The organism is Skermanella mucosa, assembly GCF_016765655.2.
In the GTDB taxonomy this organism is placed as follows: domain Bacteria; phylum Pseudomonadota; class Alphaproteobacteria; order Azospirillales; family Azospirillaceae; genus Skermanella; species Skermanella mucosa.
In genome coordinates this window covers 5847525-5866417 of sequence record NZ_CP086106.1, presented here as the reverse complement: position 1 = coordinate 5866417, position 18893 = coordinate 5847525, and the positions used below count along the sequence as shown (strand labels likewise).

General features: G+C 70.2%; 18 protein-coding genes. 12 read left to right on the top strand and 6 right to left on the bottom strand.

Annotated features, from left to right (window positions below):
• Positions 1 to 27 precede the first annotated feature (27 nt).
• Positions 28 to 249 (bottom strand): hypothetical protein, encoded by a 222-nt coding sequence (locus tag JL100_RS27145; RefSeq protein ID WP_202684950.1) that lies wholly within the window; start codon positions 247 to 249, stop codon positions 28 to 30.
• Positions 250 to 465: 216 nt separating this feature from the next.
• Between JL100_RS27145 and JL100_RS27140 the strand changes: the two genes are divergently transcribed.
• The 5 genes from JL100_RS27140 (at position 466) to JL100_RS27120 (ending at position 6949) form a co-directional block, all read left to right on the top strand.
• The gene (locus tag JL100_RS27140) at positions 466 to 843 is read left to right on the top strand and encodes a hypothetical protein (protein WP_202684949.1); all 378 of its coding nucleotides are present in this window, start codon (positions 466 to 468) and stop codon (positions 841 to 843) included.
• Between the two features lie 26 nt (positions 844 to 869).
• Positions 870 to 4007: a DEAD/DEAH box helicase gene (locus JL100_RS27135; RefSeq protein ID WP_202684948.1), complete on the top strand. Its 3138-nt coding sequence runs from the start codon at positions 870 to 872 to the stop codon at positions 4005 to 4007.
• Positions 4008 to 4022: 15 nt separating this feature from the next.
• Positions 4023 to 4859 carry an SWIM zinc finger family protein gene (locus JL100_RS27130; RefSeq protein WP_202684947.1) on the top strand — a complete coding sequence of 279 codons (837 nt, stop codon included), beginning with the start codon at positions 4023 to 4025 and terminating at the stop codon, positions 4857 to 4859.
• Positions 4860 to 4966: 107 nt separating this feature from the next.
• On the top strand, positions 4967 to 6214 hold the full coding sequence (locus JL100_RS27125; protein ID WP_202684946.1) for a cation:proton antiporter: 1248 nt from the start codon (positions 4967 to 4969) through the stop codon (positions 6212 to 6214).
• A gap of 165 nt (positions 6215 to 6379) precedes the next feature.
• The gene (locus JL100_RS27120; RefSeq protein ID WP_202684945.1) at positions 6380 to 6949 is read left to right on the top strand and encodes a pyridoxamine 5'-phosphate oxidase family protein; all 570 of its coding nucleotides are present in this window, start codon (positions 6380 to 6382) and stop codon (positions 6947 to 6949) included.
• On the opposite strand, the gene JL100_RS27115 is transcribed toward JL100_RS27120, so the two are convergent.
• From JL100_RS27115 to JL100_RS27105, 3 genes are read right to left on the bottom strand one after another with little or no spacing between them, the layout of a single operon-like run.
• Entirely contained in the window at positions 6924 to 8915 is a 1992-nt protein-coding gene (locus JL100_RS27115; protein ID WP_202684944.1) for a molybdopterin biosynthesis protein, read from the bottom strand. The two genes, JL100_RS27120 and JL100_RS27115, sit on opposite strands and share 26 nt — an antisense overlap.
• A 51-nt stretch (positions 8916 to 8966) precedes the next feature.
• Positions 8967 to 9296, bottom strand: coding sequence for a YnfA family protein (locus tag JL100_RS27110; protein ID WP_202684943.1), 330 nt, complete (start codon positions 9294 to 9296; stop codon positions 8967 to 8969).
• A gap of 8 nt (positions 9297 to 9304) precedes the next feature.
• On the bottom strand, positions 9305 to 10504 hold the full coding sequence (locus tag JL100_RS27105; protein ID WP_202684942.1) for a molybdopterin molybdotransferase MoeA: 1200 nt from the start codon (positions 10502 to 10504) through the stop codon (positions 9305 to 9307).
• Positions 10505 to 10613: 109 nt separating this feature from the next.
• Here JL100_RS27105 and modA point away from each other — a divergent pair, with 109 nt between their 5' ends.
• From modA to JL100_RS27075, 6 genes are all read left to right on the top strand, one after another.
• Positions 10614 to 11429: a molybdate ABC transporter substrate-binding protein gene (modA, locus tag JL100_RS27100; protein WP_202684941.1), complete on the top strand. Its 816-nt coding sequence runs from the start codon at positions 10614 to 10616 to the stop codon at positions 11427 to 11429.
• 14 nt (positions 11430 to 11443) lie between these two features.
• The gene (gene modB / locus JL100_RS27095) at positions 11444 to 12133 is read left to right on the top strand and encodes a molybdate ABC transporter permease subunit (protein WP_407696911.1); all 690 of its coding nucleotides are present in this window, start codon (positions 11444 to 11446) and stop codon (positions 12131 to 12133) included.
• 530 nt (positions 12134 to 12663) lie between these two features.
• Entirely contained in the window at positions 12664 to 14043 is a 1380-nt protein-coding gene (gene ltrA, locus JL100_RS27090) for a group II intron reverse transcriptase/maturase (RefSeq protein ID WP_407696907.1), read from the top strand.
• Between the two features lie 180 nt (positions 14044 to 14223).
• A complete protein-coding gene (modC, locus tag JL100_RS27085) occupies positions 14224 to 15333 on the top strand; it encodes a molybdenum ABC transporter ATP-binding protein (RefSeq protein ID WP_202683486.1) in 1110 nt (369 codons plus the stop codon).
• A 62-nt stretch (positions 15334 to 15395) separates the two neighbouring features.
• Positions 15396 to 15887 carry a winged helix-turn-helix domain-containing protein gene (locus JL100_RS27080; protein ID WP_202683487.1) on the top strand — a complete coding sequence of 164 codons (492 nt, stop codon included), beginning with the start codon at positions 15396 to 15398 and terminating at the stop codon, positions 15885 to 15887.
• A gap of 53 nt (positions 15888 to 15940) precedes the next feature.
• The gene (locus JL100_RS27075; protein ID WP_202683488.1) at positions 15941 to 16636 is read left to right on the top strand and encodes a lipid-binding SYLF domain-containing protein; all 696 of its coding nucleotides are present in this window, start codon (positions 15941 to 15943) and stop codon (positions 16634 to 16636) included.
• Between the two features lie 6 nt (positions 16637 to 16642).
• Here JL100_RS27075 and JL100_RS27070 read toward each other — a convergent pair whose 3' ends face one another.
• On the bottom strand, positions 16643 to 16954 hold the full coding sequence (locus JL100_RS27070) for a polyhydroxyalkanoic acid system family protein (protein WP_202683489.1): 312 nt from the start codon (positions 16952 to 16954) through the stop codon (positions 16643 to 16645).
• A gap of 136 nt (positions 16955 to 17090) precedes the next feature.
• Here JL100_RS27070 and JL100_RS27065 point away from each other — a divergent pair, with 136 nt between their 5' ends.
• Positions 17091 to 18350: an App1 family protein gene (locus tag JL100_RS27065; protein ID WP_202683490.1), complete on the top strand. Its 1260-nt coding sequence runs from the start codon at positions 17091 to 17093 to the stop codon at positions 18348 to 18350.
• Here the strand turns inward: JL100_RS27065 and JL100_RS36895 are convergent.
• Positions 18347 to 18697, bottom strand: coding sequence for a GSU2403 family nucleotidyltransferase fold protein (locus JL100_RS36895; RefSeq protein ID WP_407697031.1), 351 nt, complete (start codon positions 18695 to 18697; stop codon positions 18347 to 18349). The two genes, JL100_RS27065 and JL100_RS36895, sit on opposite strands and share 4 nt — an antisense overlap.
• Positions 18698 to 18893: the final 196 nt, after the last annotated feature.

Here is an 18893-nt window from a genome sequence, read left to right as displayed (position 1 = left end):
CCGCTGGGGGTGCCGGAGCGGGTTCTGTTACTCCGACGCGGTCGGCGCGTCGGTCTTCTCGGCGGGCGCCTCGGCCGGCGCGGCCGCGGCGTCGGGCTTCTTGGGGCGCTTGCGGTACTGGTTCTTGTAGACGACTTCTTCCGACGGACCGGGCGGGCACTGGGTGATCTTGTTGCCCTTGGCGAGATACTCGTCGACCAGAGCGTTGAGATCGTTGATCGACCCAACCTGACTTTTCTGCGACTTCATTGCTGTTCCTTGCATCGACGAGTGGCGAGCGGTCGCGACGGCGGGCGCCGGTTCCGCTTTTAGACAGTTACATCTATTAACAGATGGGCATTCGTTGGGTTGCCTTACAGAAGGGTTGACCGGATTCAGCCGGATGCCCCGATAGATCGGGCAGGAGGGTCTTGATTCCGGCGTGCCGCCGCCGCACCATCGGGAACCGCTTCCAGGAACAGGCAGATGCCCGACGATCCGCGGCAGCGCCTGATCGTGCTCTATGCCGAACTGGCCGCCCACACCGAACCCGAATGCGCCGGCAGCCGATGCGCCAAGCCGCTGTCCTGCTGCGCGCCGATGTATTGCGACCTGACGCGCGACTTCGCGCTGGAATATTGGGGCGAGAGGCTGGAGCCGACTTGGCATCCCGCCCTGCCTTTCATGGGGCCGCGCGGCTGCACCGTCGCCCCGCACCTGCGCCCGATCTGCACGGCCCACACCTGCGAGGTCAACGAGCACGGCTGCAAGCGGGGCGACGAGGCCTGGACCGCCCGGTATTTCGACCTGACGGAGGAGATCGGGTTGATCGAGGAGGACCTGTTCGGCCAGAGGATGATCTGACCGGCGATGACGGCTATGGTCGCGCCATGAGCGTATTCCTTCATGCCGCATTCCGGGACGGCCGGCTTTGGCTCTGGGGCGAGACCGCGCGGTCCGCCGCGGTGCCGCTTCCGGCCCCGCGCGGGCGGCGGACGAAGCAGCCGCGGCCGCCCTCGAATCCCTTCGACATCGGCGCGGAGGCGCTGGACGACCTGGCCGAGGTCATGGAACTCGCGGCCGGGGTGGGCCGCGTGACGCTCTGGCTGCCCACGGGGCCGGACGGGCCGCTGGCCTCCAGCCCCGTGGTCGAGGAGCCGCCGGACGAGGCAACCCCTCTTGCCCCGGCGCCCTGGGACACCGTGGCGCTGGCGCTGGAACCGGGCGACATCGTCCGGCTGCTCGCCGAATGCCCGGCGGACGGGACCTTCGGCCCCGGCCTGTTCGCCGGCCCCGACCTGGCCTACTGGGCCATGGCCCTGCGCTTCGCCGGAGCGGTCGCGGCGCGCGGCGCCGTGCTTCCCGACCTGGTCCGCGCCGGCGACGCCGTGTTCGCCCGCTGGCGCCCCGTATTCCTGAGCCGCGACACCCAGGCGCTGGCCCGGCTGGCCCGGTGCATGCCCGACGCGGCCCGTGCCGTGGGTCCGGCCAGGGATTCCGGCGGGGTTCCGGTCGCGGCACCGCCCGACGCCGGTCCGGCGGCGGTGCTGTCGGAATTCGTCGCGGCCGTGGCGGATTCCCTGATCCGCGCGGAACCGGGCGGTCCGCCGAAGCCGGCGGGGGAGACTCTCGACGACCGCTGGCTGGCGGCGCTCACGGGGGCCGACGCCCGGGTGATTGCCGACGAGGCTGCGGTCCGCGAGTTCGAGGCGCGGCTCGCCCAGTGGCGCCGGCCGGTGGCCCTGACGGCGGCAAGCCCGGTCCGGCTGTGCTTCCGGCTGGAGGAGCCGCCGGTTTCCGTCGAGGACGACCCCGACGACGAAGACGGCGCCCCCGCCGTGGTCAGCCCCGCCGGCCCGTGGACGGTGCGTTATCTGCTGCAGCCCCACGACGACCCCAGCCTGCTGGTGCCCGCGTCCGACCTGTGGAAGGGCGGTTGGAAGGGGGACGGCGACCTGGCGCGGCTGACCGGCGGAGGGGCGGACCTGCGGGAATTCCTGCTGCTGAGCTTCGGCCAGGCCGGGCGGCTGTGCCCGCCGGTCGAGGCCAGCCTGAAGCGCGGCATCCCGGAAGGCTTCGAGACCGACGCCGCGGGGGCGGTGGATTTCCTGACCCGCTTTGCCGCGGGACTGGAACAGGCGGGCTTCGGCGTGCTGCTGCCGGCCTGGTGGACCGCGCGGGGGACGAAGACCCGGATCAGCGCCCGTGCCAAGGTCCGCCCGTCGAAGATGCAGGGCGGCAGCGGGCTGTCCCTGGACGATCTGGTCAAGTTCGACTGGGAAGTGGCGCTGGGCGACCACACCCTCTCGGCCAAGGACCTGGCGGCGCTGGCCCGGCTGAAGGCGCCGCTGGTCCGGGTGCGCGGCCAATGGGTGCTGCTGGACGCCGAGGAGATACGGCAGGCGGCGGCGCGCCTGAAGCGGCGGGGCGAACAGGCCAGCGTCCGCGATCTTGTCAGGCTGGCGCTGGGCGGCGGCGACGACGCCGACGTGGAGGGGATCGCCGCCGAGGGCTGGATCGACGACCTGCTGGCTCGCCTGACCGGCCGGGAGGCGGTCGCGGAGCTGGCAGCACCCGAGGGGCTGCGGGCCACCCTGCGGCCCTACCAGGGGCGGGGCTATTCCTGGCTGGCCTTCCTGCGGCGCTGGGGCCTGGGCGCCTGCCTGGCCGACGACATGGGCCTGGGCAAGACGGTCCAGACGCTGGCCCTGGTGCAGCACGACCGGGAGACGTCCGAGAAGAAGCCGACAGTGCTGCTGGTCTGCCCGACCTCGGTCGTGGGCAACTGGCATCGGGAGGCGGCCCGCTTCACGCCCGGCCTGAAGCTGATGATCCACCACGGCGCCGCGCGGGAAAAGACCGCCGCGGCGCTGCGCCGCCAATGCCTGAAGCACGACATCGTGGTGACCAGCTACGCCCTGCTCCAGCGCGACGCGGAGGCGCTGAAGTCGGTCCCCTGGACGGGGGTGATCCTGGACGAGGCGCAGAACATCAAGAACGCCGAGACCCGGCAGGCGAAGGCCGCCCGCGCGATGCCGGCGGGGTACAAGGTGGCGCTGACCGGCACACCGGTGGAGAACAACGTGGGCGACCTGTGGTCGCTGATGGAGTTCCTGAACCCCGGCTTCCTGGGCACCCAGGCCGCCTTCAAGCGGAACTTCTTCACCCCCATCCAGACCCGGCGCGACGAGCAGGCCATGGCGCGGCTGAAAAGCCTGACCGCCCCTTTCGTGCTGCGCCGGGTGAAGACCGACCGCTCCATCATCGACGACCTGCCGGAAAAGCTGGAGATGAAGGTGTTCTGCACCCTGACCCGGGAGCAGGCGTCGCTCTACGCCGCCGTGGTCGAGGAATCCCTGGCGGAGATGGAGAAGGCGGAGGGCATCCGCCGCAAGGGGCTGGTGCTGGCGACCCTGGCGAAGCTGAAGCAGGTGTGCAACCACCCGGCCCAGTTCCTGGGCGACAACACGGCGATCGAGGGCCGCTCCGGCAAGCTGGCCCGGCTGACCGAGATGATGGAGGAGGTGCTGGCCGTGGGGGAGAAGGCGCTGGTCTTCACCCAGTTCACCGAGATGGGCGGGATGATCCAGCGCCATCTTCAGGACAGGTTCGGCCGGGAGGTGCCGTTCCTGCACGGCGGCGTGCCCAAGGCGAAGCGCGACCGCATGGTCGAGCGCTTCCAGGCCGGCGACGGTTCCGGGCCGCCGGTCTTCCTGCTGTCGCTGAAGGCGGGCGGCACCGGCCTGACCCTGACCGCCGCCAACCACGTGTTCCATTACGATCGCTGGTGGAACCCGGCCGTGGAGAACCAGGCGACAGACCGGGCCTTCCGCATCGGCCAGACCCGTCGGGTGCAGGTTCACAAGTTCCTCTGCGCGGGCACGCTGGAGGACAAGATCGACGAGATGATCGAGGCCAAGAGGAGCGTCGCGGAGTCCATCGTCGGCGCCGGCGAGGACTGGCTGACCGAACTGGACACGTCCCGGCTCCGCGACCTGCTGAGCCTGGGCCGCGACGCGGTGGAATAGGGGAGGAGCGCCGTCATGTCCTGGTACGAATGGGGACCGACCCGCCCGCGCGAGGCCAGGGGCGGGATCAAGGCGCGCAGCAGGCGCGGCGGCTTCGCCGAGAGCTGGTGGGGCCGGCGCTGGATCGAGGTGCTGGAGAGCTTCGACATCGGCGGGCGGCTGGGCCGGGGCCGCACCTATGCCCGCAAGGGCCAGGTGCTCGACCTCACGGTGGAACCGGGAGTGGTCGCCGCCAAGGTCCAGGGATCGCGCCCCTGGCCCTACGAGGTCGAGATACGGATGAAGCCGCTGACCGACGCCCAATGGCGGAAGGTCGGCGAAGCGGTGTCGGAGGATACCTGGAGCGCCGCCCGCCTGATCGGAGGGGAGATGCCGGAAACCCTGGAGGACACTTTCAAGGCGGCCGGCGCGCCGCTGTTCCCGGCGAGGCTTGGCGATCTCGAGACCCGGTGTGCCTGCCCCGACTGGTCGAACCCGTGCAAGCACGTGGCGGCGGTCTATTACCTGCTGGCCGAGAGTTTCGACACCGACCCCTTCCTGCTGTTCCGCCTGCGCGGACGCACGCGCGACGACTTCGTGGCCCTGCTCGGCGGGCCGGCCGAGACGGCGGTGCCGGAGCCGCCGCCGGTGCCGCCCGCACCGCTGCGCGCCGACGCCGCCGCGTTCTGGCAGGGGCGCCCGGTCCCCGCCGACCTGTTCGGCGCGGCGTCGCCGCCCGGCGCGCCGACGGTGCTGGCCGCGACGCTGGGTCCCCTGCCGTTCTGGCGCGGGGAAGCGGATTTCCTGGACGGGGTGGATGCCGCCGTGAACCGGGCCGCCGCGCGGGGCCGGACGCTGGCCGAGGGATCCTGAAGGCGGGAGGGAGCGGTCCGGGAGGACGTTTTCCGGGTTCCGGCGGTTAGCAGGGGCAGACGGTCCCGTCAGCCTTTCCTTCCCTTCCCATTCCGTCCCGGTGAAAGATGCTCTCTCCCTTCGAACTGATCGCGGTGCTGCTCGTCCTGACGGCGGCCTTCGGCTGGCTCAACAGCCGCTTCCTCGGACTGCCGGATACGGTGGGCCTGCTGGTCATGGGGTTGGCCGCCTCGATCGTGCTGCTGCTGGTCGAGCTGTCCTTTCCCGAAACCGCCCTGTACCAGGACTTGGCCGGGATCATCCGCCAGGTCGATTTCAAGCGGACGGTGCTGGAGGGCATGCTGGCCTTCCTGCTGTTCGCGGGGGCGCTCCACGTCAACCTGTCGGCGCTCCGCAGCCGCGCCTGGGCGGTCGGCGTCATGGCGACGTTCGGCGTGCTGCTCTCGACCACGATCGTGGCCGTGGGCCTGTGGTTCGCCTCGGATCTGCTGGGCGTTCCGGTGCCGCTGAGCTGGTGCTTCGTGTTCGGCGCGCTGATCAGCCCGACCGACCCGGTGGCGGTGCTGAGCACCCTGAAGGCGGTGGAGGTGCCGCAGTCGCTGGAGATGGACATGACCGGCGAGTCCCTGTTCAACGACGGCGTCGGCGTCGTGATCTTCACGATCGCGCTGACCGTGGCGGCCGGCTCCGGCCACGGCGCCACCGGCTTCAGCGGCGTCGCCGAACTGTTCGCGCTGGAGGCGCTGGGCGGGGCGGCGCTCGGGCTGGCCGCCGGCTTCGCCGCGTACAAGGCGATGAAGCAGATCGACAACTACTCGGTCGAGGTGCTGATCTCGCTGGGGCTGGTGACCGGAGCCTATGCGCTGGCGTCCCGGCTGGAGATGAGCGGGCCGATCGCGGTGGTGGTCGCCGGGCTGCTGATCGGCAACCGGGGGCCGGGGCATGCCATGAGCGACCTGACCGAGCGCTACCTGTTCGGCTTCTGGACCTTGGCGGACGAGATCCTGAACTCCATCCTGTTCCTGCTGATCGGACTGGAGGTGCTGGTGCTGCGCCTGGACACCTCCTACGGCTGGCTGCCGCTGGTCGCGGTCCCGCTGGTGCTGGGCGCCCGCTTCCTGTCGGTGTCCCTGCCGGTCCTGGTCCTGGACCGCTGGACACCGTTCGTCCGGGGCACCGTCCCGATCCTGACCTGGGGCGGCCTACGCGGCGGCATCTCGGTGGCCCTGGCGCTCTCCATCCCGGAGGTCGAGGAAAAATCCATCATCCTGGCCGCCACATACGTGGTCGTGGTCTTCACCATCATCGTCCAGGGCCTCACCCTGCGCCGCCTGGTCGAGCGCGTGGCGCCGTAAGCTTCCTATAGTTTCTCCTGAAAATTATAATGAGCGCGCATCCGATGATGGTTTTCGACCTCCACGAGGCGGACGGATACGGCCTTGCCGGCGCTGGAGGATTGGCTGTTCGACAGCGCCCGAAACACGGTAAGGTGACCGGAACTCCGGGAGCACGACGGCACCATGGCAAAGCAGTTCCCCCATATCACCGGCGCGCACCGCGACTTCATCGCGCGGCAGCACATCTTCTTCACGGCGTCGGCCGCCGAGGGGACGCGGGTCAACCTGTCGCCGAAGCCGGCCAACGCCTTCCGCGTGCTCGGGGAGAACGCGGTCGCGTATATCGACCAGACCGGCAGCGGGAACGAGACGGCGGCCCACCTGCTGGCCGACGGGCGGCTGACGATCATGTTCTGCGCGTTCGAGGGCGCGCCTTCGATCCTCCGCCTGTACGGCAGGGGCCGGGTGCTGCATCGCGGCGGTGCCGACTATTCCCGCATGCTGTCCGAGGCGTTCGGCGGGGAGGAGCCCACCGGCGCCCGTCAGATCGTCGTGCTGGACGTCGATCTGGTCCAGACCTCCTGCGGGTACGGCGTGCCGCTGTTCGATTACCGCGACGACCGGCGCAACCTGGACCGCTGGGCGGCGGCCAAGGGCGAGGAGGGCCTGGAAGCCTACCGCCGGGAGAAGAACGCCCGCAGCATGGACGGCCTGCCGACAGGCCTGCTCAGTGGGGAGACGGTGCCGGGCTGAAGCCCTTCCCCTCCAGCCAGCGCCGTGTCTCCGGGTCGGCCAGCAGGGCGACGAAGGCCTGGACGGCCGGGCGGTCCAGGCGGCCGGCGGGCACGACGAAGTCGTAATGCTCGGGCTGGAGCGGCAGGAAGCCCAGCCCGTAGTCGGCCGCCACCGTTTCGATCGAGACTCCCCAGTCGGCCCGGCCCTGCGCCACCGCGGCGGCGACCGCGTTGTGCGACTTGGCCTGGGCCTGGTAGCCGGCCGGGCGGGCGCCGGCCAGCACGCGGTCGACCAGGATGCGGGTGCCGCTGCCGGGGTTGCGGTTGATCATCAGGCACCCGGAGTCGGCCGCGGCGTCCGCCATTGCCCCGGCGGCGTCGCGGCCCTCGAAGCGAAGGTCGCCGGGGCGGAACAGGACGCCCTGGAGGCGGCGGTACCCCTGGACCAGCGTCAGCCCCTCGCTCAGGAAGGGTTCGTTGTAGCGGCCGGTCGCCGGGTCCATCAGGTGGACGGGAGCCAAGTCGCACTCGCCGCGCCGGGCCGCGGTCAGCCCGCCCATGCTGCCGACGTTCAGCACCTTGACGGTGATACCGCGCCGCTGGAGCAGCCCCAGCAGATGGTCGAGGCCGACGCAGTGGCTGCCGATCACCACGAGGTCGGCCGGCTCGACGCCCCGGCCGATCAACTGGACGGTGACATCGGTGCCGGCCTCTACCGCCTCCTCGTGCTGGGGGATCGCGACGAAGCCGTCGGCGTGGCTGAAGGCGGTGACCGCGCCGGAGCCCTTGGCGAGCGGGTAGGCCGCCAGCCCGGCGTCGGTGCGGACCAGCGAGACCATGGAGAATTCGGTCCGGCCCCGTTCCGATGTCAGGCGGATCGGCAGGGTGGCGGGGATGGTCTCGCCGCGTTCCGGCGGCAGGCCGGCCAGCGCCCGGATCACGGGGGCCACGAACTCGTGGAAGGTGAAGATCGCGGAGGTGGGGAAGCCAGGCAGGACCACCAGCGGCTTGCCGCCGGTCACCGCGAGGCACAGCGGCTTGCCGGGCTTCAGGGCGACGCCGTGGACGACGATGCCGGGATCGGTGAAGCGGCTGATCACCCGGTAGCACAGGTCGCCGGCGCCCTTGGAAGTGCCGCCCGACAGGATCATCATGTCGCAGCCGGAAAGACCCTGCTCCACCGCGTCGCGCAGCGCCGCCTCGTCGTCCGGGCGGATGCCCATCGGGACCGGCTCGCCGCCCAGCTCGGCGACCGCGGCTGCGACGATGGCCCCGTTGGAATCATAGACCTTTCCGGGGGCGATCGGATCGCCCGGGGCCACGATCTCGTCGCCGGTGGACAGGACGGCGACGCGCGGGCGACGGCAGACCTCGACCTCGGCGCGGCCGATGGCGGCCAGCACGCCGATCTCGCGCGAGGTCAGGAGCCGGCCGGCGCGCAGCACCGTCTCGCCGCGCGCGATGTCGCTGGCGGCATAGGCGATGAACTGGCCGGGCGCCGCGGCGCGGTGGAACTCGACCCTGATAGCGTCATCCGCCCCGTCGATCTCGGTCCCGTCGATCACATCGGTATGCTCGACCATCACGACCGCGTCGGCCCCGCGCGGCACCATGCCGCCGGTGGCGATCAGGGTCGCGGTGCCGGGCTCGACCGTCAGGGCGGGAGCCTGGCCGGGGGTCAGTACCTCGGCGTTGAGGGTCAACACGCGGGGCCGCTCCTCCGACGCGCCGACCGTGTCGGCCGAACGCACGGCGAAACCGTCGACGCCGGAACGGTCGAAGCCCGGAACGTCGACCCCGGCCACCACGTCGCGGGCCAGCACCCGGTTCAGCGCGCCGGAAAGGGGGACTGTCTCGGACCCGACGGGGGCCAGGGTCAGGTGGCGGTGGAACCGGGCCGCGGCCTCGTCCCGGCCGACCACCTCAAGGAACTGTTCCTGCCGGGCCGCGGCGCGCAGCTTCCGTCGCAGGTCTGACTCAGACATCACTCACCTCGGGGAAAACCAACTTCACGCATATCGCCTAAGACATTCCGATCAAGCGTTCCGGGGGCCGAACAGGATGACCGCGGCCCCGGCCAGGCACAGGGCCGTGCCGGCCAGGTCCCAGCGGTCGGGACGCGCGCCCTCCACCGCCCACAGCCAGCCCAGCGACGCCGCGATATATACCCCACCATAGGCGGCATAGGCACGGCCGGCGAAGTCGGCGTCGATCCGGGTCAGGATCCAGGCGAAGGCGGCAAGGCTGGCCATCCCCGGCAACAGCCAGAGGGCGGGCTTGCCGAGCCGCGCCGAGGCCCAGAAGGAGAAGCAGCCCGCGATCTCGGCCAGCGCCGCGCCGGCGTAGAGCAGGAACGTCGCCGCCATGGCCCCGGTCAGTCCCCGGCAGGGAGGTCGAACAGGTGGACGGTCACGGCGCTGCCGGCCGGGTACCCTTCGCGGTCGGCCGGCACCAGCACGAAGCCGTCGGCGCGGGCGACCGACGACAGGCTGGCGAGGCCGCCGGACCCGATCGGCTCGACGCGGCCATCCCCCGCCAGGCGGACCCGGCAGAAGTCGCTCCAGCCCCCGGGCGAGACGATCTTGCGCGCCGTGACCAGGGTTGCCCGCGGAAACGGAAAGCCGGCGTTTCCGCCGGCCATGCGCCGCACCGCCCGCCCGGCCACCGCCTCGTACCCCGCGAAGCAGCGGGCCGGCTGGCCGGGCAGGACCACGACCGGCACGCCGCCGGCCATCCCCAGCGCCAGGCTGTCCGCGGGCCGCAGGGCGATGCCGTGGATATCCAGCGACCCGGCGGCGGCCAACGCCTCGGCGGACCGGTCGGTCTCGCCCAGGCCGCTGCCGCCCGCCACCAGGATCAGGTCGGCGCCGGGTTCGGCAAGCGCCCCGCGCAGGGCGGCCAACCCGTCGGGCACGGCGGGGCGGCGCTCGGCGATGCCGCCGTCCCGCTCGACCAGCGCCGCCAGCATCGGCGAGTCGAGGTCGCCGCCGTCTCCAACGTCACGCCCGACCGGGACGATGCGGACCACGGGGCGGCGCACCACAGCGACCGTGTCGATGCCCAGGGCCGTCAGCAGGGCGGCGTCGGAAGCGCGGACTCGCCTTCCTGCCGCCAGGACGATCGTTCCGGCCACGACATCGTCGCCGCGCCGCTCGATTCCTTCGCCCTCGGCGACGGAAGCCACCAGCTCGATCATTCCGAAATCGGAACGGATCTGATCGACGGCGGCCACCGCGTCGGTGCCGGGCGGCACGGCGTCGCCGACCGACACCGCCACCGGCGGACACGAGAGCCCCAGCGGGATCGGGTTGTAGTCGGACGCGCCCACGGTGTCGGCGGCGCGGACCGCGAAGCCGTCCGCCGCGACCCGGTCGGCCGGCGGCAGGTCGCATCCGGCGGTGATGTCGGACGCGGCGTGGCGATCCACGGCTTCCCGGGTTTCGACCGTTTCGGCGTCGCGCGCGGAGGACCGGGCGTCGATCCAGGCCCAGGCCTGCTCCAGGCCGGCCCGCGCGGCGAATCCCCGCATGCGCGGGCGGGAGGTCGGATCGGGAATGGTTTCAGGCGGCATCATGGCCTTATCGTACAGCGGCGGCATCGGGGCGGCACGGGAAAGCGGTTTACAAGACGCGGTTTTTCCGTTGTATATGACTGGATACAACTCTTCTGAAAGGGCATCGAACATGAAGATTTCGGCAGCCTTTCCGAACCGGCGCACCTTCCTCGCGGCGGTTCTCGCCGTCGCCCTGACGGCTTTCGGTGCCGCTGCGGCTCCCGATGCCCACGCCCGGAACACGCTCGTGATGGCTGCCGCCAGCCTGAAGGACAGCCTGGAGGAGGTGGCGAAGCTCTATGAACAGAAGACGGGCACCAAGGTCGGCCTGTCCTTCGCCGCCAGCTCGGCGCTCGCCAAGCAGATCGAGCAGCAGGCCCCTGCCGACATCTTCATTTCCGCCGACCTGGACTGGATGGATTATCTGGCCAAGCGTGACCTGATCAGGCCGGAGAGCCGGGCCAACCTGCTGGGCAACCGGCTGGTGCTGATCGCTCCCAAGGCAGCCGCCAGCCCGATGACCATCGCGAAGGGCGATTTCCCGATCCTGCAGCGGCTGGGCGAGAGCCGGCTGGCGACCGGCGAACCGAACAGCGTTCCGGTCGGCAGGTATGCCAAGGCGGCGCTGACCCATCTGGGCGTGTGGGACAAGGTCGAGCCGAAGCTGGTCCGCGCCGAAAGCGTCCGCTCGGCGCTGGCCTTCGTGTCGCGCGGCGAGGCCCTGTACGGCATCGTGTACGAGACCGACGCCAAGGTGGACAAGGGCGTGGAAATCGTCGGTGCCTTCCCGGACGACAGCTATCCCGCGATCATCTACCCGGTCGCCCGGACATCCACCAGCAAGGCGCCGGACGCCGCCGCGTTCCTGGCCTTCCTGAAATCGCCCGACGCCTTCGACGTGTTCCGGAAATACGGCTTCACCCCCGCCCCCGCGACGCAGGGTTGAGGGGCGGCCTGCCGATGCTGACCCCCCTGGAGATCGAGGCGCTCAGCCTCAGCCTGTGGGTCGCGACCTGGAGCACGCTGGCCGTGCTGCCCTTCGCGATCCTGGCCGGCTTCATCCTGGCCCGGGCCGATTTCTGGGGGAAGTCCCTGTTCGACGGCATCATCCACATGCCATTGGTGCTGCCGCCGGTGGTGATCGGATACCTGCTGCTGATAACGCTGGGAACGCGCGGGCCGGTCGGGTCGTGGTTGCTGGAGACCTTCGGCATCCGGCTGATCTTCACCTCCGCCGGCGCGTCGGTCGCGGCGGGTGTCATGGCCTTCCCGCTGATGGTTCGGGCGATCCGGCAGGCGATCGAGGCGATCGACACCGGGCTGGAAGCGGCGGCCCGGACGCTGGGGGCCGGCCCGCTCGACCGGTTCCTGACCATCACCCTGCCGCTGATGCTGCCGGGCATCCTGTCCGGCGCCGTGCTGGCCTTCGCCGCGAGCCTGGGCGAGTTCGGGGCGACGATCACCTTCGTGTCGAACATCCCAGGCGAGACCCGGACCCTGCCGCTGGCGATCTACACCGCCACGCAGACGCCGGACGGCGACGCGGAGGCGGCGCGGCTCGTGGCCCTGTCCTTCGGCCTGTCGCTGGGCGCCCTGATCCTGTCCGAGTACCTGGGCCGCCGGGTGCGCCGGATGATGGGGCGGTTTTAAGGGTTTTTTTGGCCACAGATGGACGCAGAGAGCGCCGGGAGACCGGCAAGGAGTAGCGGGTGAAAGTCCTGTACGGTGAAGGAGTAGCGCCCCACACCGGCCCCGAGTCATGCGGCGGCGGTCGTGAGGCTGTCGGCGAAGCGTTGACAGGGGAGCGCATAGGCCAGCCATTGAGCCGCGTAAGAATCTCGATCCCGGATGCCGACAGGGTTCTGTGCCTGGAAGGCGATACGGCGGGGTGCGTCATGCGAGCACCCCGGCGGTCCGGCGTGGTCAGAGACCCTGGCATGTGCGGACGCTCCTTGCGCAGGAACCGGGAGATCTTCGGCGTGACCAGAGGCCGATGGCCGTCTGGTCCGCACCGGGAAGGCGAGGAGCCGTAGCCGGTGACGCACGCGCCGAAGAGGTCAGACCCATCCATAGTACCTGTGAAGTCGGCGAACGCGGACGCGGAGCCGGTGGAGGGAAGGGGTGGGGCCGAGGGGAATGCGTCTCCGCCGCACACGGGCCGGGCTCAGGACCGGGCACCCGTGCTCTCGGGGCTGGAGCGCATACGTCAAGCGGCACGGGAGCGAAAGGAGGAGCGGTTCACCACCCTTCTGACGCACGTGGATACCGACCTGCTGCGCTTTGCCTATCGGGCATTGAAGCGGGACGCGGCTCCGGGTGTGGACGGAATGACGTGGCGGGAGTACGCGGAGGGGCTGGAGGAACGGCTGGCGGACCTGAAGGACCGCGTGCATTCCGGCCGCTACCGGGCGCACCCGTCACGCCGGCATTTCATTCCCAAGCCGGACGGCCGGATGCGGCCGCTCGGGATCGCGGCACTGGAGGACAAGATCGTCCAGCGGGCGCTGGTGGAGGTGCTGAACGCCATCTACGAGGAAGACTTCCTCGGCTTCTCCTACGGCTTCCGGCCGGGACGGGGGCAGCACGACGCGCTCGACGCGTTGGCGGTGGCGATCGGCGAGTGCCGGGTGAACTGGATCCTGGATGCGGACATCCGGGCGTTCTTCGACAGCATCGACCACATGTGGATCATGCGGTTCCTGGAACACCGGATCGGCGATGCCCGCGTCCTGCGGCTGATCCGCAAGTGGCTGACGGTAGGCGTGGTGGACGAGACGGGGAAACGGCAGCCGGCGACGGCCGGCAGCCCGCAAGGGGCGGTGGCATCGCCACTGCTGGCCAACGTCTATCTCCACTATGTCTACGACCTGTGGACCCGGCAGTGGCGCCATCGCCACGCGACCGGGACCATGGTCATGGTGCGCTACGCCGACGACACCGTCGTCGGGTTCGAGCACCGGTCGGACGCCGAGCGGTTCCTCGCGGACCTGCGGGAGCGCCTGGCGCGGTTCGCCCTGGAACTGAACGCCGACAAGACCCGCCTGATCGAGTTCGGCCGGCAGGCAACTGCCGACCGGGCCAAGCGCGGCGCGGGCAAACCGGAGACCTTCGACTTCCTGGGCTTCACCCACATCTGTGGGCGGTCCCGGCGTGGCGGCTTCCTGCTGCGACGCCAGACCCGGCGCCAGCGCAAGCAGGCCAAGCTCAAGGAAATCAAGGAGGAACTCCGGCGGCGCTGGCACCAGGGCATCCCGGAGCAAGGCCGGTGGTTGGGACAGGTGATGCGCGGCTTCTACGCCTACTTCGCCGTCCCGACCAACTACCGGGCCCTTGCCAACCTGCGCTACCATGTCGGCGTCCTGTGGATGAGGGCGCTGCGTCGGCGCAGCCAGAAGGACAAGACACCGTGGGACAAACTCACGCGCCTTGCCGACTGCTGGCTACCACGGCCGCGCATCATCCATCCCTGGCCCGGAAACCGCTTCCGCGTCAAACACCCAAGGTGGGAGCCGGATGCCTTAATCGGGCACGTCCGGTTCTGTGCGGGGGGCGCCCGGTAACGGGCGTCCCTACCGCGATTAAACGCAGATAAAAAAATACAATATTTCTAACATTAATTCAATTCCTGCCAGTATATCGAATACATTGATCGTTTGTATTCTTATCTGTGTTTATCTGCGTCCATCTGTGGCCCAACAAAGCACTCAACCATTACTCAACTCTCCAGGGAACGCAGAAGCATGCTCGACGTGGCGATCCGGCGGCGGCAAGGGGCCTTCGACCTGGACATCAGGTTCCAGGCGCCGAGCCGGGGCGTCACCGCCCTGTTCGGGCGGAGCGGGTCGGGCAAGAGCTCCGTCATCAACGCCATCGCCGGCCTCGCGAGGCCGGACGCCGGGCATATCCTGCTGGACGGCGCCGCGCTGTTCGACAGCGCGCGGCGGATCGACGTGCCGGCCGAGCGGCGGCGGACCGGGTACGTGTTCCAGGACTCGCGCCTGTTCCCGCACATGTCGGTTCAGGACAATCTGCTCTACGGCATGCGCCGGGTGCCGAAGGAGGAGCGGCGCATCGCGCTGGAGCCGGTGGTGGACCTGCTGGGCATCGGCGGGCTGCTGAAGCGCCGGCCCTACAGCCTGTCGGGCGGCGAGAAGCAGCGGGTCGCGGTCGGCCGCGCGCTGCTGGCCCAGCCGCGCATCCTGCTGATGGACGAGCCGCTGGCCTCGCTCGACGCCGAGCGCAAGGCGGAGATCCTGCCCTATATCGAGCGCCTGCGGGACGAGCTGAACATCCCGATCGTATTCGTCAGCCATTCGGTGGACGAGGTGGTGCGGCTCGCCACCACCCTGGTGCTGGTGGCCGACGGACGGGTGCGGGCGGCGGGCACCGTGGCGGAACTGTCGGTGCGGCTGGACGTGGGCGCCGTGATCGGCGGGCTGGAGGCCGGGGCCGTGCTGGACACCGCCGTCGCCGGCCACGACCCGGCCACCGGGCTGACCGAACTGCGGTTTCCCGGCGGAACCTTGACGGTGCCCTTGCTCGACCTCGCCGTCGGCCAGCCGCTCCGGGTGCGCATCCAGGCGCGCGACGTGATCCTGGCGCTGGAGCCGCCCTCGCGGATCAGCGTGCACAATATGCTGGAAGGGCGTATCGTCGAGCTGGGCGAGGCGGCCGGACCGTCGCGCGACGTCAGGATCGACCTCGGCGGATCGTTCCTGCTGGCGCGGGTCACCCGCCATTCGGTCGATCGGCTGGGCCTGGGGGTCGGCACGCCGGTCTTCGCGCTGGTCAAGAGCGTCGCCTTCGACCGGGTCTTTCCCGGTCCGGCGGGACGAAGCGTCGCCTTGTAGGGTGCCGTGCAGGGTGAAGTCGGGGTAGAAGGACCAAGAACAGAGTTGAGGAATCAACCGCCATGGCGAAGCTGAGGCTGCGCATCGATTTCGAGCCGGAAGGTTCGCTGGGGCCGGGGAAGGTGGCGCTGCTGGAGGCGATCCGGCGCTGCGGGTCGATCTCCAGCGCCGCGCGCGAGCTGGACATGTCCTACCGGCGCGCCTGGCTGCTGGTGGACGATCTCAACCAGACCTTCCGCCAGCCGGTGGTGAACGCCATGGTCGGCGGCCGCAAAGGCGGCGGCGCCGGCCTGACCGCGTTCGGCGACAGCGTCATCCGGCATTACCGCGAGATGGAGGCGGAGGCGCACGAGGCGCTGGCCCGCCATCTGAAGGCCCTTCAGGACGAGGTCCTGGCCGGCGGCGATGCGGTCGCGGCCCCTGCGGCCGTGGCCCCCCGGGAGTGCCCGGTTCCCGAGAACGGATCGGAAAGAGGTGAGCAGGAGCGCGACTGCGACGGCCGCAAGGCGATGCAACGCAGCCTGTCGAAGCAACCGGCGGGCCGTCCGAACTGACGGTCCCGGCGCAATCGCCGTCATCGGACATTCAAGCGGGAGGAGAAGCCACTATGGATGCCACTCTGTCACGTCGTCGTTTTCTGGTGCTGGGAACACAGGGAGCCGCGGTCTCCCTGGTCGTCGCGGGCTGCTCGTCGACGGCGCCGCGGACCGAGGAGGCTCCCGCCGATCTGGTCACCGCCGCGACGACGACCCTGTCCAACTTCACGCGCGATCCGAACATGACATGGTTCCGCGACAACCTTCCGGCGGCCCAGGGCCTGCTGATCGTGCCGACCTTCCTGCGCGCGGGCTTCATCTTCGGGGGCGCCGGCGGCAACGGGGTGCTGATCACGCGCGACAGCGCCGGCGGAAGCTGGAGCTATCCCGCCTTCTACACGGTGGCGGCGGGCAGCGTGGGGCTTCAGGCCGGGGCCGAGGTCGCCGAGGTGATCCTGATGATCCGCAGCGTGCGCGGCCGCGACGCGATGCTTGGCAACAGCCTCAAGCTGGGCGCCGACGTCGGCGTGGCGGCCGGACCGGTCGGAGCCGGCGCCCGGGTCGCGACGTCGGACATCCTGTCCTTCTCGCGCTCCCGGGGGCTCTATGGCGGGATCACCCTGGACGGCTCGGTGATCACGACGCGCGACGCCTGGAACGCCGCCTACTACGGCCGTTCCGTGCGTCCGGTGGACATCCTGGTCAGCCGCAACGTCTCCAATCCGCAGGCGGAGCCGCTGCGCGACCTGGCGGCCGGCCGGGCCTGAGGCGGCTCAGCCCTTGGTGAGCATCAGGGTTCCCTGCTTGGCGATCCGGCCGGTGATCTTCTCGGCCAGCATGGCGAGCACCCAGGGCAGGTCCACTTCGAGCCGGACCAGGTCGTCCTGCACGTCGATCCGGCCGCCGATGGTCTGGGCCAGGGCGGCGACCTCGAAGCGCATCTGGTTCTCCGACCAGTGGTCCTCCACCGAGGCACCCACGCCGGCGAGCTGGGAGCGCACCTGCCCCATGCCGTCCTGAAGGCGCCGCTTGGCCTCCTCGCGTCCGAGCTGGTGGGGGATCGTCACGACCACGGGCTTTCGCATTTCTGGTTCCTCTAAGGTTTAACCATAGGTACGAAGCCCGCCCGCCGATTTACAGAGGCGCCGGAAACAGGATCATTCCGGGAATGTTTCGTCTATCCGGCCATTGATGATAACGGCGGATCGGCGGAGACGGACCATGACGACGGGCGACGGAGCTAAGGGCGGCAGGACGAGGAAATGGAAGCGGGCGGCGTCGCGGATCCTGGATCTGGCCGCGCGCCCGGTGCGCACCGCCCACGGCAAGCGCGGCGTGGTGCTCCAGCCCTACCGGGGCTACGGCTCGCGGGAAGAAGTCTTCCTGATCGGCAGGGTCTTCAAGCAGTCGCGCACCCAGCACGGCGGCGGCGAGGAGGACATCGCCGACCACCTGCGGGACATCGGCCGCCGGATCGCGCGCCGGTCGGTCGCCGGGGCCACGGTCACCGCCCGCTTCGGCGGGGCCGAGCAGCGGGTCGAGACCGACAAGGACGGCTATTTCAGGGTGCATCTGCGGCACCAGCCGCTGCCGCCGTCCGGGGACGAATGGCGGTCCATGGACCTGACGCTGGACCAGCCCGAGCCGGTCCACGCCCGGGCCGACATCTTCGTTCCGCCGGAGCGCTGCCGATACGTGGTGATCAGCGACATCGACGACACCGTGATGTTCACCGGCGTGGCCGGCAAGCTGAAGATGCTGTGGCGGCTGTTCGTCCAGGACGCCGAGAACCGGGTGGCCTTCCCGGGAGCGGCGGCCCTGTACCGCGCGCTCCACGACGGGGCCGGCGGCGACGAGCGGAACCCGATGCTCTACGTATCGCGCGCTCCCTGGGGAATCTACGACGTGCTGGACGAGTTCTTCCGGATGCACGGCATTCCCGTGGGGCCGGTGCTGTTCCTGCGGGAATGGGGCATCACCTGGAAGAGCCCGCTGCCACGCAAAGCCGAGGACCACAAACGCGAGCTGATCGGCAACATGCTGCGGCTCTACCAGGACCTGCCGTTCGTCCTGGTCGGCGACAGCGGCCAGCACGATCCCGAAGTCTACCGCCGGATCGTGGACGAGCACCCCGGCCGGGTGCTGGCCGTCTATATCCGCAACGTGTCCCGCGACGCGGACAGGATCGCCGAGATCGAGGAACTGGCGAAGGCGGTCACGGCGGCCGGAAGCAGCATGGTGCTGGCCTCGGACAGCCTCGCGATGGCCGAGCACGCCGCCGGCCTGGGACTGATGGCCCCCGGGGCCGCGGCAAAGGTGCGCGCGGAGATCGACACGGAGACCGCCGGCGGGGCCGCCCCGGAACCGATGCGGAGCGTATCCCGCCGCGACCTGCGCCGGACCGTCACCGCCGAGGGCGCTGACCCGAACGCCGCTCCGCCGAATCTGGTCGTGGAACCGACGAGCCGGCGACGGAGCTAGGGCGAAGAACCCGGTTTGGACGGTGGCTGAGAGCCATCACCCGCCGTTCCCGCGCCGACAGGTCCGTCTTTCAGGAAGCCCACGTCCTCCGCCTTGAACCCCCAGCTCCCGCCGGCCCGCCGGATGGCGGCGGCCAGCATTTCCGATTGCTCGTCCGGTAGCCGGGACAGGCCTTCGACCAGGGCGCTTCGCCATCTCGGTCCCCTCGACCATGCCTCGGTCCAGGCGTCGGCGAGATCATGGTGACGCCTGGGAGCCATGGCCTCGATCAGGATGCCGGCCTGGGCGACATCCTTGTCCGCTTTCAGCCGTCCGCCCGGGTCGGCGCGTCGCCGTGCCGCGACGATCAGCTTATGGACTGCGTAACGCTCGGGCGCTGGTACCCGGACAGACGTTCCTTCTTCGAAAAGCTTCCGGTGGCGGGGAAAGCCGCATACGCCCCTCCGCTCCGGCAGTTGCCTTCAAAACCGAATTTACAGGCAACCGGTGAGGGCGCAACGCCGCCGGTGTGGAGGATGCTGCTCCCGGCTTGGCCCACTCCCG

Excerpts from the sequence above, each read along its gene's own strand:
- JL100_RS27145 (WP_202684950.1), bottom strand. The coding sequence starts at position 249 with ATGAAGTCGCAGAAAAGTCAGGTTGGGTCGATCAACGATCTCAACGCT.
- JL100_RS27140 (WP_202684949.1), top strand. The coding sequence starts at position 466 with ATGCCCGACGATCCGCGGCAGCGCCTGATCGTGCTCTATGCCGAACTG.
- JL100_RS27135 (WP_202684948.1), top strand. The coding sequence starts at position 870 with ATGAGCGTATTCCTTCATGCCGCATTCCGGGACGGCCGGCTTTGGCTC.
- JL100_RS27130 (WP_202684947.1), top strand. The coding sequence starts at position 4,023 with ATGTCCTGGTACGAATGGGGACCGACCCGCCCGCGCGAGGCCAGGGGC.
- JL100_RS27125 (WP_202684946.1), top strand. The coding sequence starts at position 4,967 with ATGCTCTCTCCCTTCGAACTGATCGCGGTGCTGCTCGTCCTGACGGCG.
- JL100_RS27120 (WP_202684945.1), top strand. The coding sequence starts at position 6,380 with ATGGCAAAGCAGTTCCCCCATATCACCGGCGCGCACCGCGACTTCATC.
- JL100_RS27115 (WP_202684944.1), bottom strand. The coding sequence starts at position 8,915 with ATGTCTGAGTCAGACCTGCGACGGAAGCTGCGCGCCGCGGCCCGGCAG.
- JL100_RS27110 (WP_202684943.1), bottom strand. The coding sequence starts at position 9,296 with ATGGCGGCGACGTTCCTGCTCTACGCCGGCGCGGCGCTGGCCGAGATC.
- JL100_RS27105 (WP_202684942.1), bottom strand. The coding sequence starts at position 10,504 with ATGATGCCGCCTGAAACCATTCCCGATCCGACCTCCCGCCCGCGCATG.
- modA (WP_202684941.1), top strand. The coding sequence starts at position 10,614 with ATGAAGATTTCGGCAGCCTTTCCGAACCGGCGCACCTTCCTCGCGGCG.
- modB (WP_407696911.1), top strand. The coding sequence starts at position 11,444 with ATGCTGACCCCCCTGGAGATCGAGGCGCTCAGCCTCAGCCTGTGGGTC.
- modC (WP_202683486.1), top strand. The coding sequence starts at position 14,224 with ATGCTCGACGTGGCGATCCGGCGGCGGCAAGGGGCCTTCGACCTGGAC.
- JL100_RS27080 (WP_202683487.1), top strand. The coding sequence starts at position 15,396 with ATGGCGAAGCTGAGGCTGCGCATCGATTTCGAGCCGGAAGGTTCGCTG.
- JL100_RS27075 (WP_202683488.1), top strand. The coding sequence starts at position 15,941 with ATGGATGCCACTCTGTCACGTCGTCGTTTTCTGGTGCTGGGAACACAG.
- JL100_RS27070 (WP_202683489.1), bottom strand. The coding sequence starts at position 16,954 with ATGCGAAAGCCCGTGGTCGTGACGATCCCCCACCAGCTCGGACGCGAG.
- JL100_RS27065 (WP_202683490.1), top strand. The coding sequence starts at position 17,091 with ATGACGACGGGCGACGGAGCTAAGGGCGGCAGGACGAGGAAATGGAAG.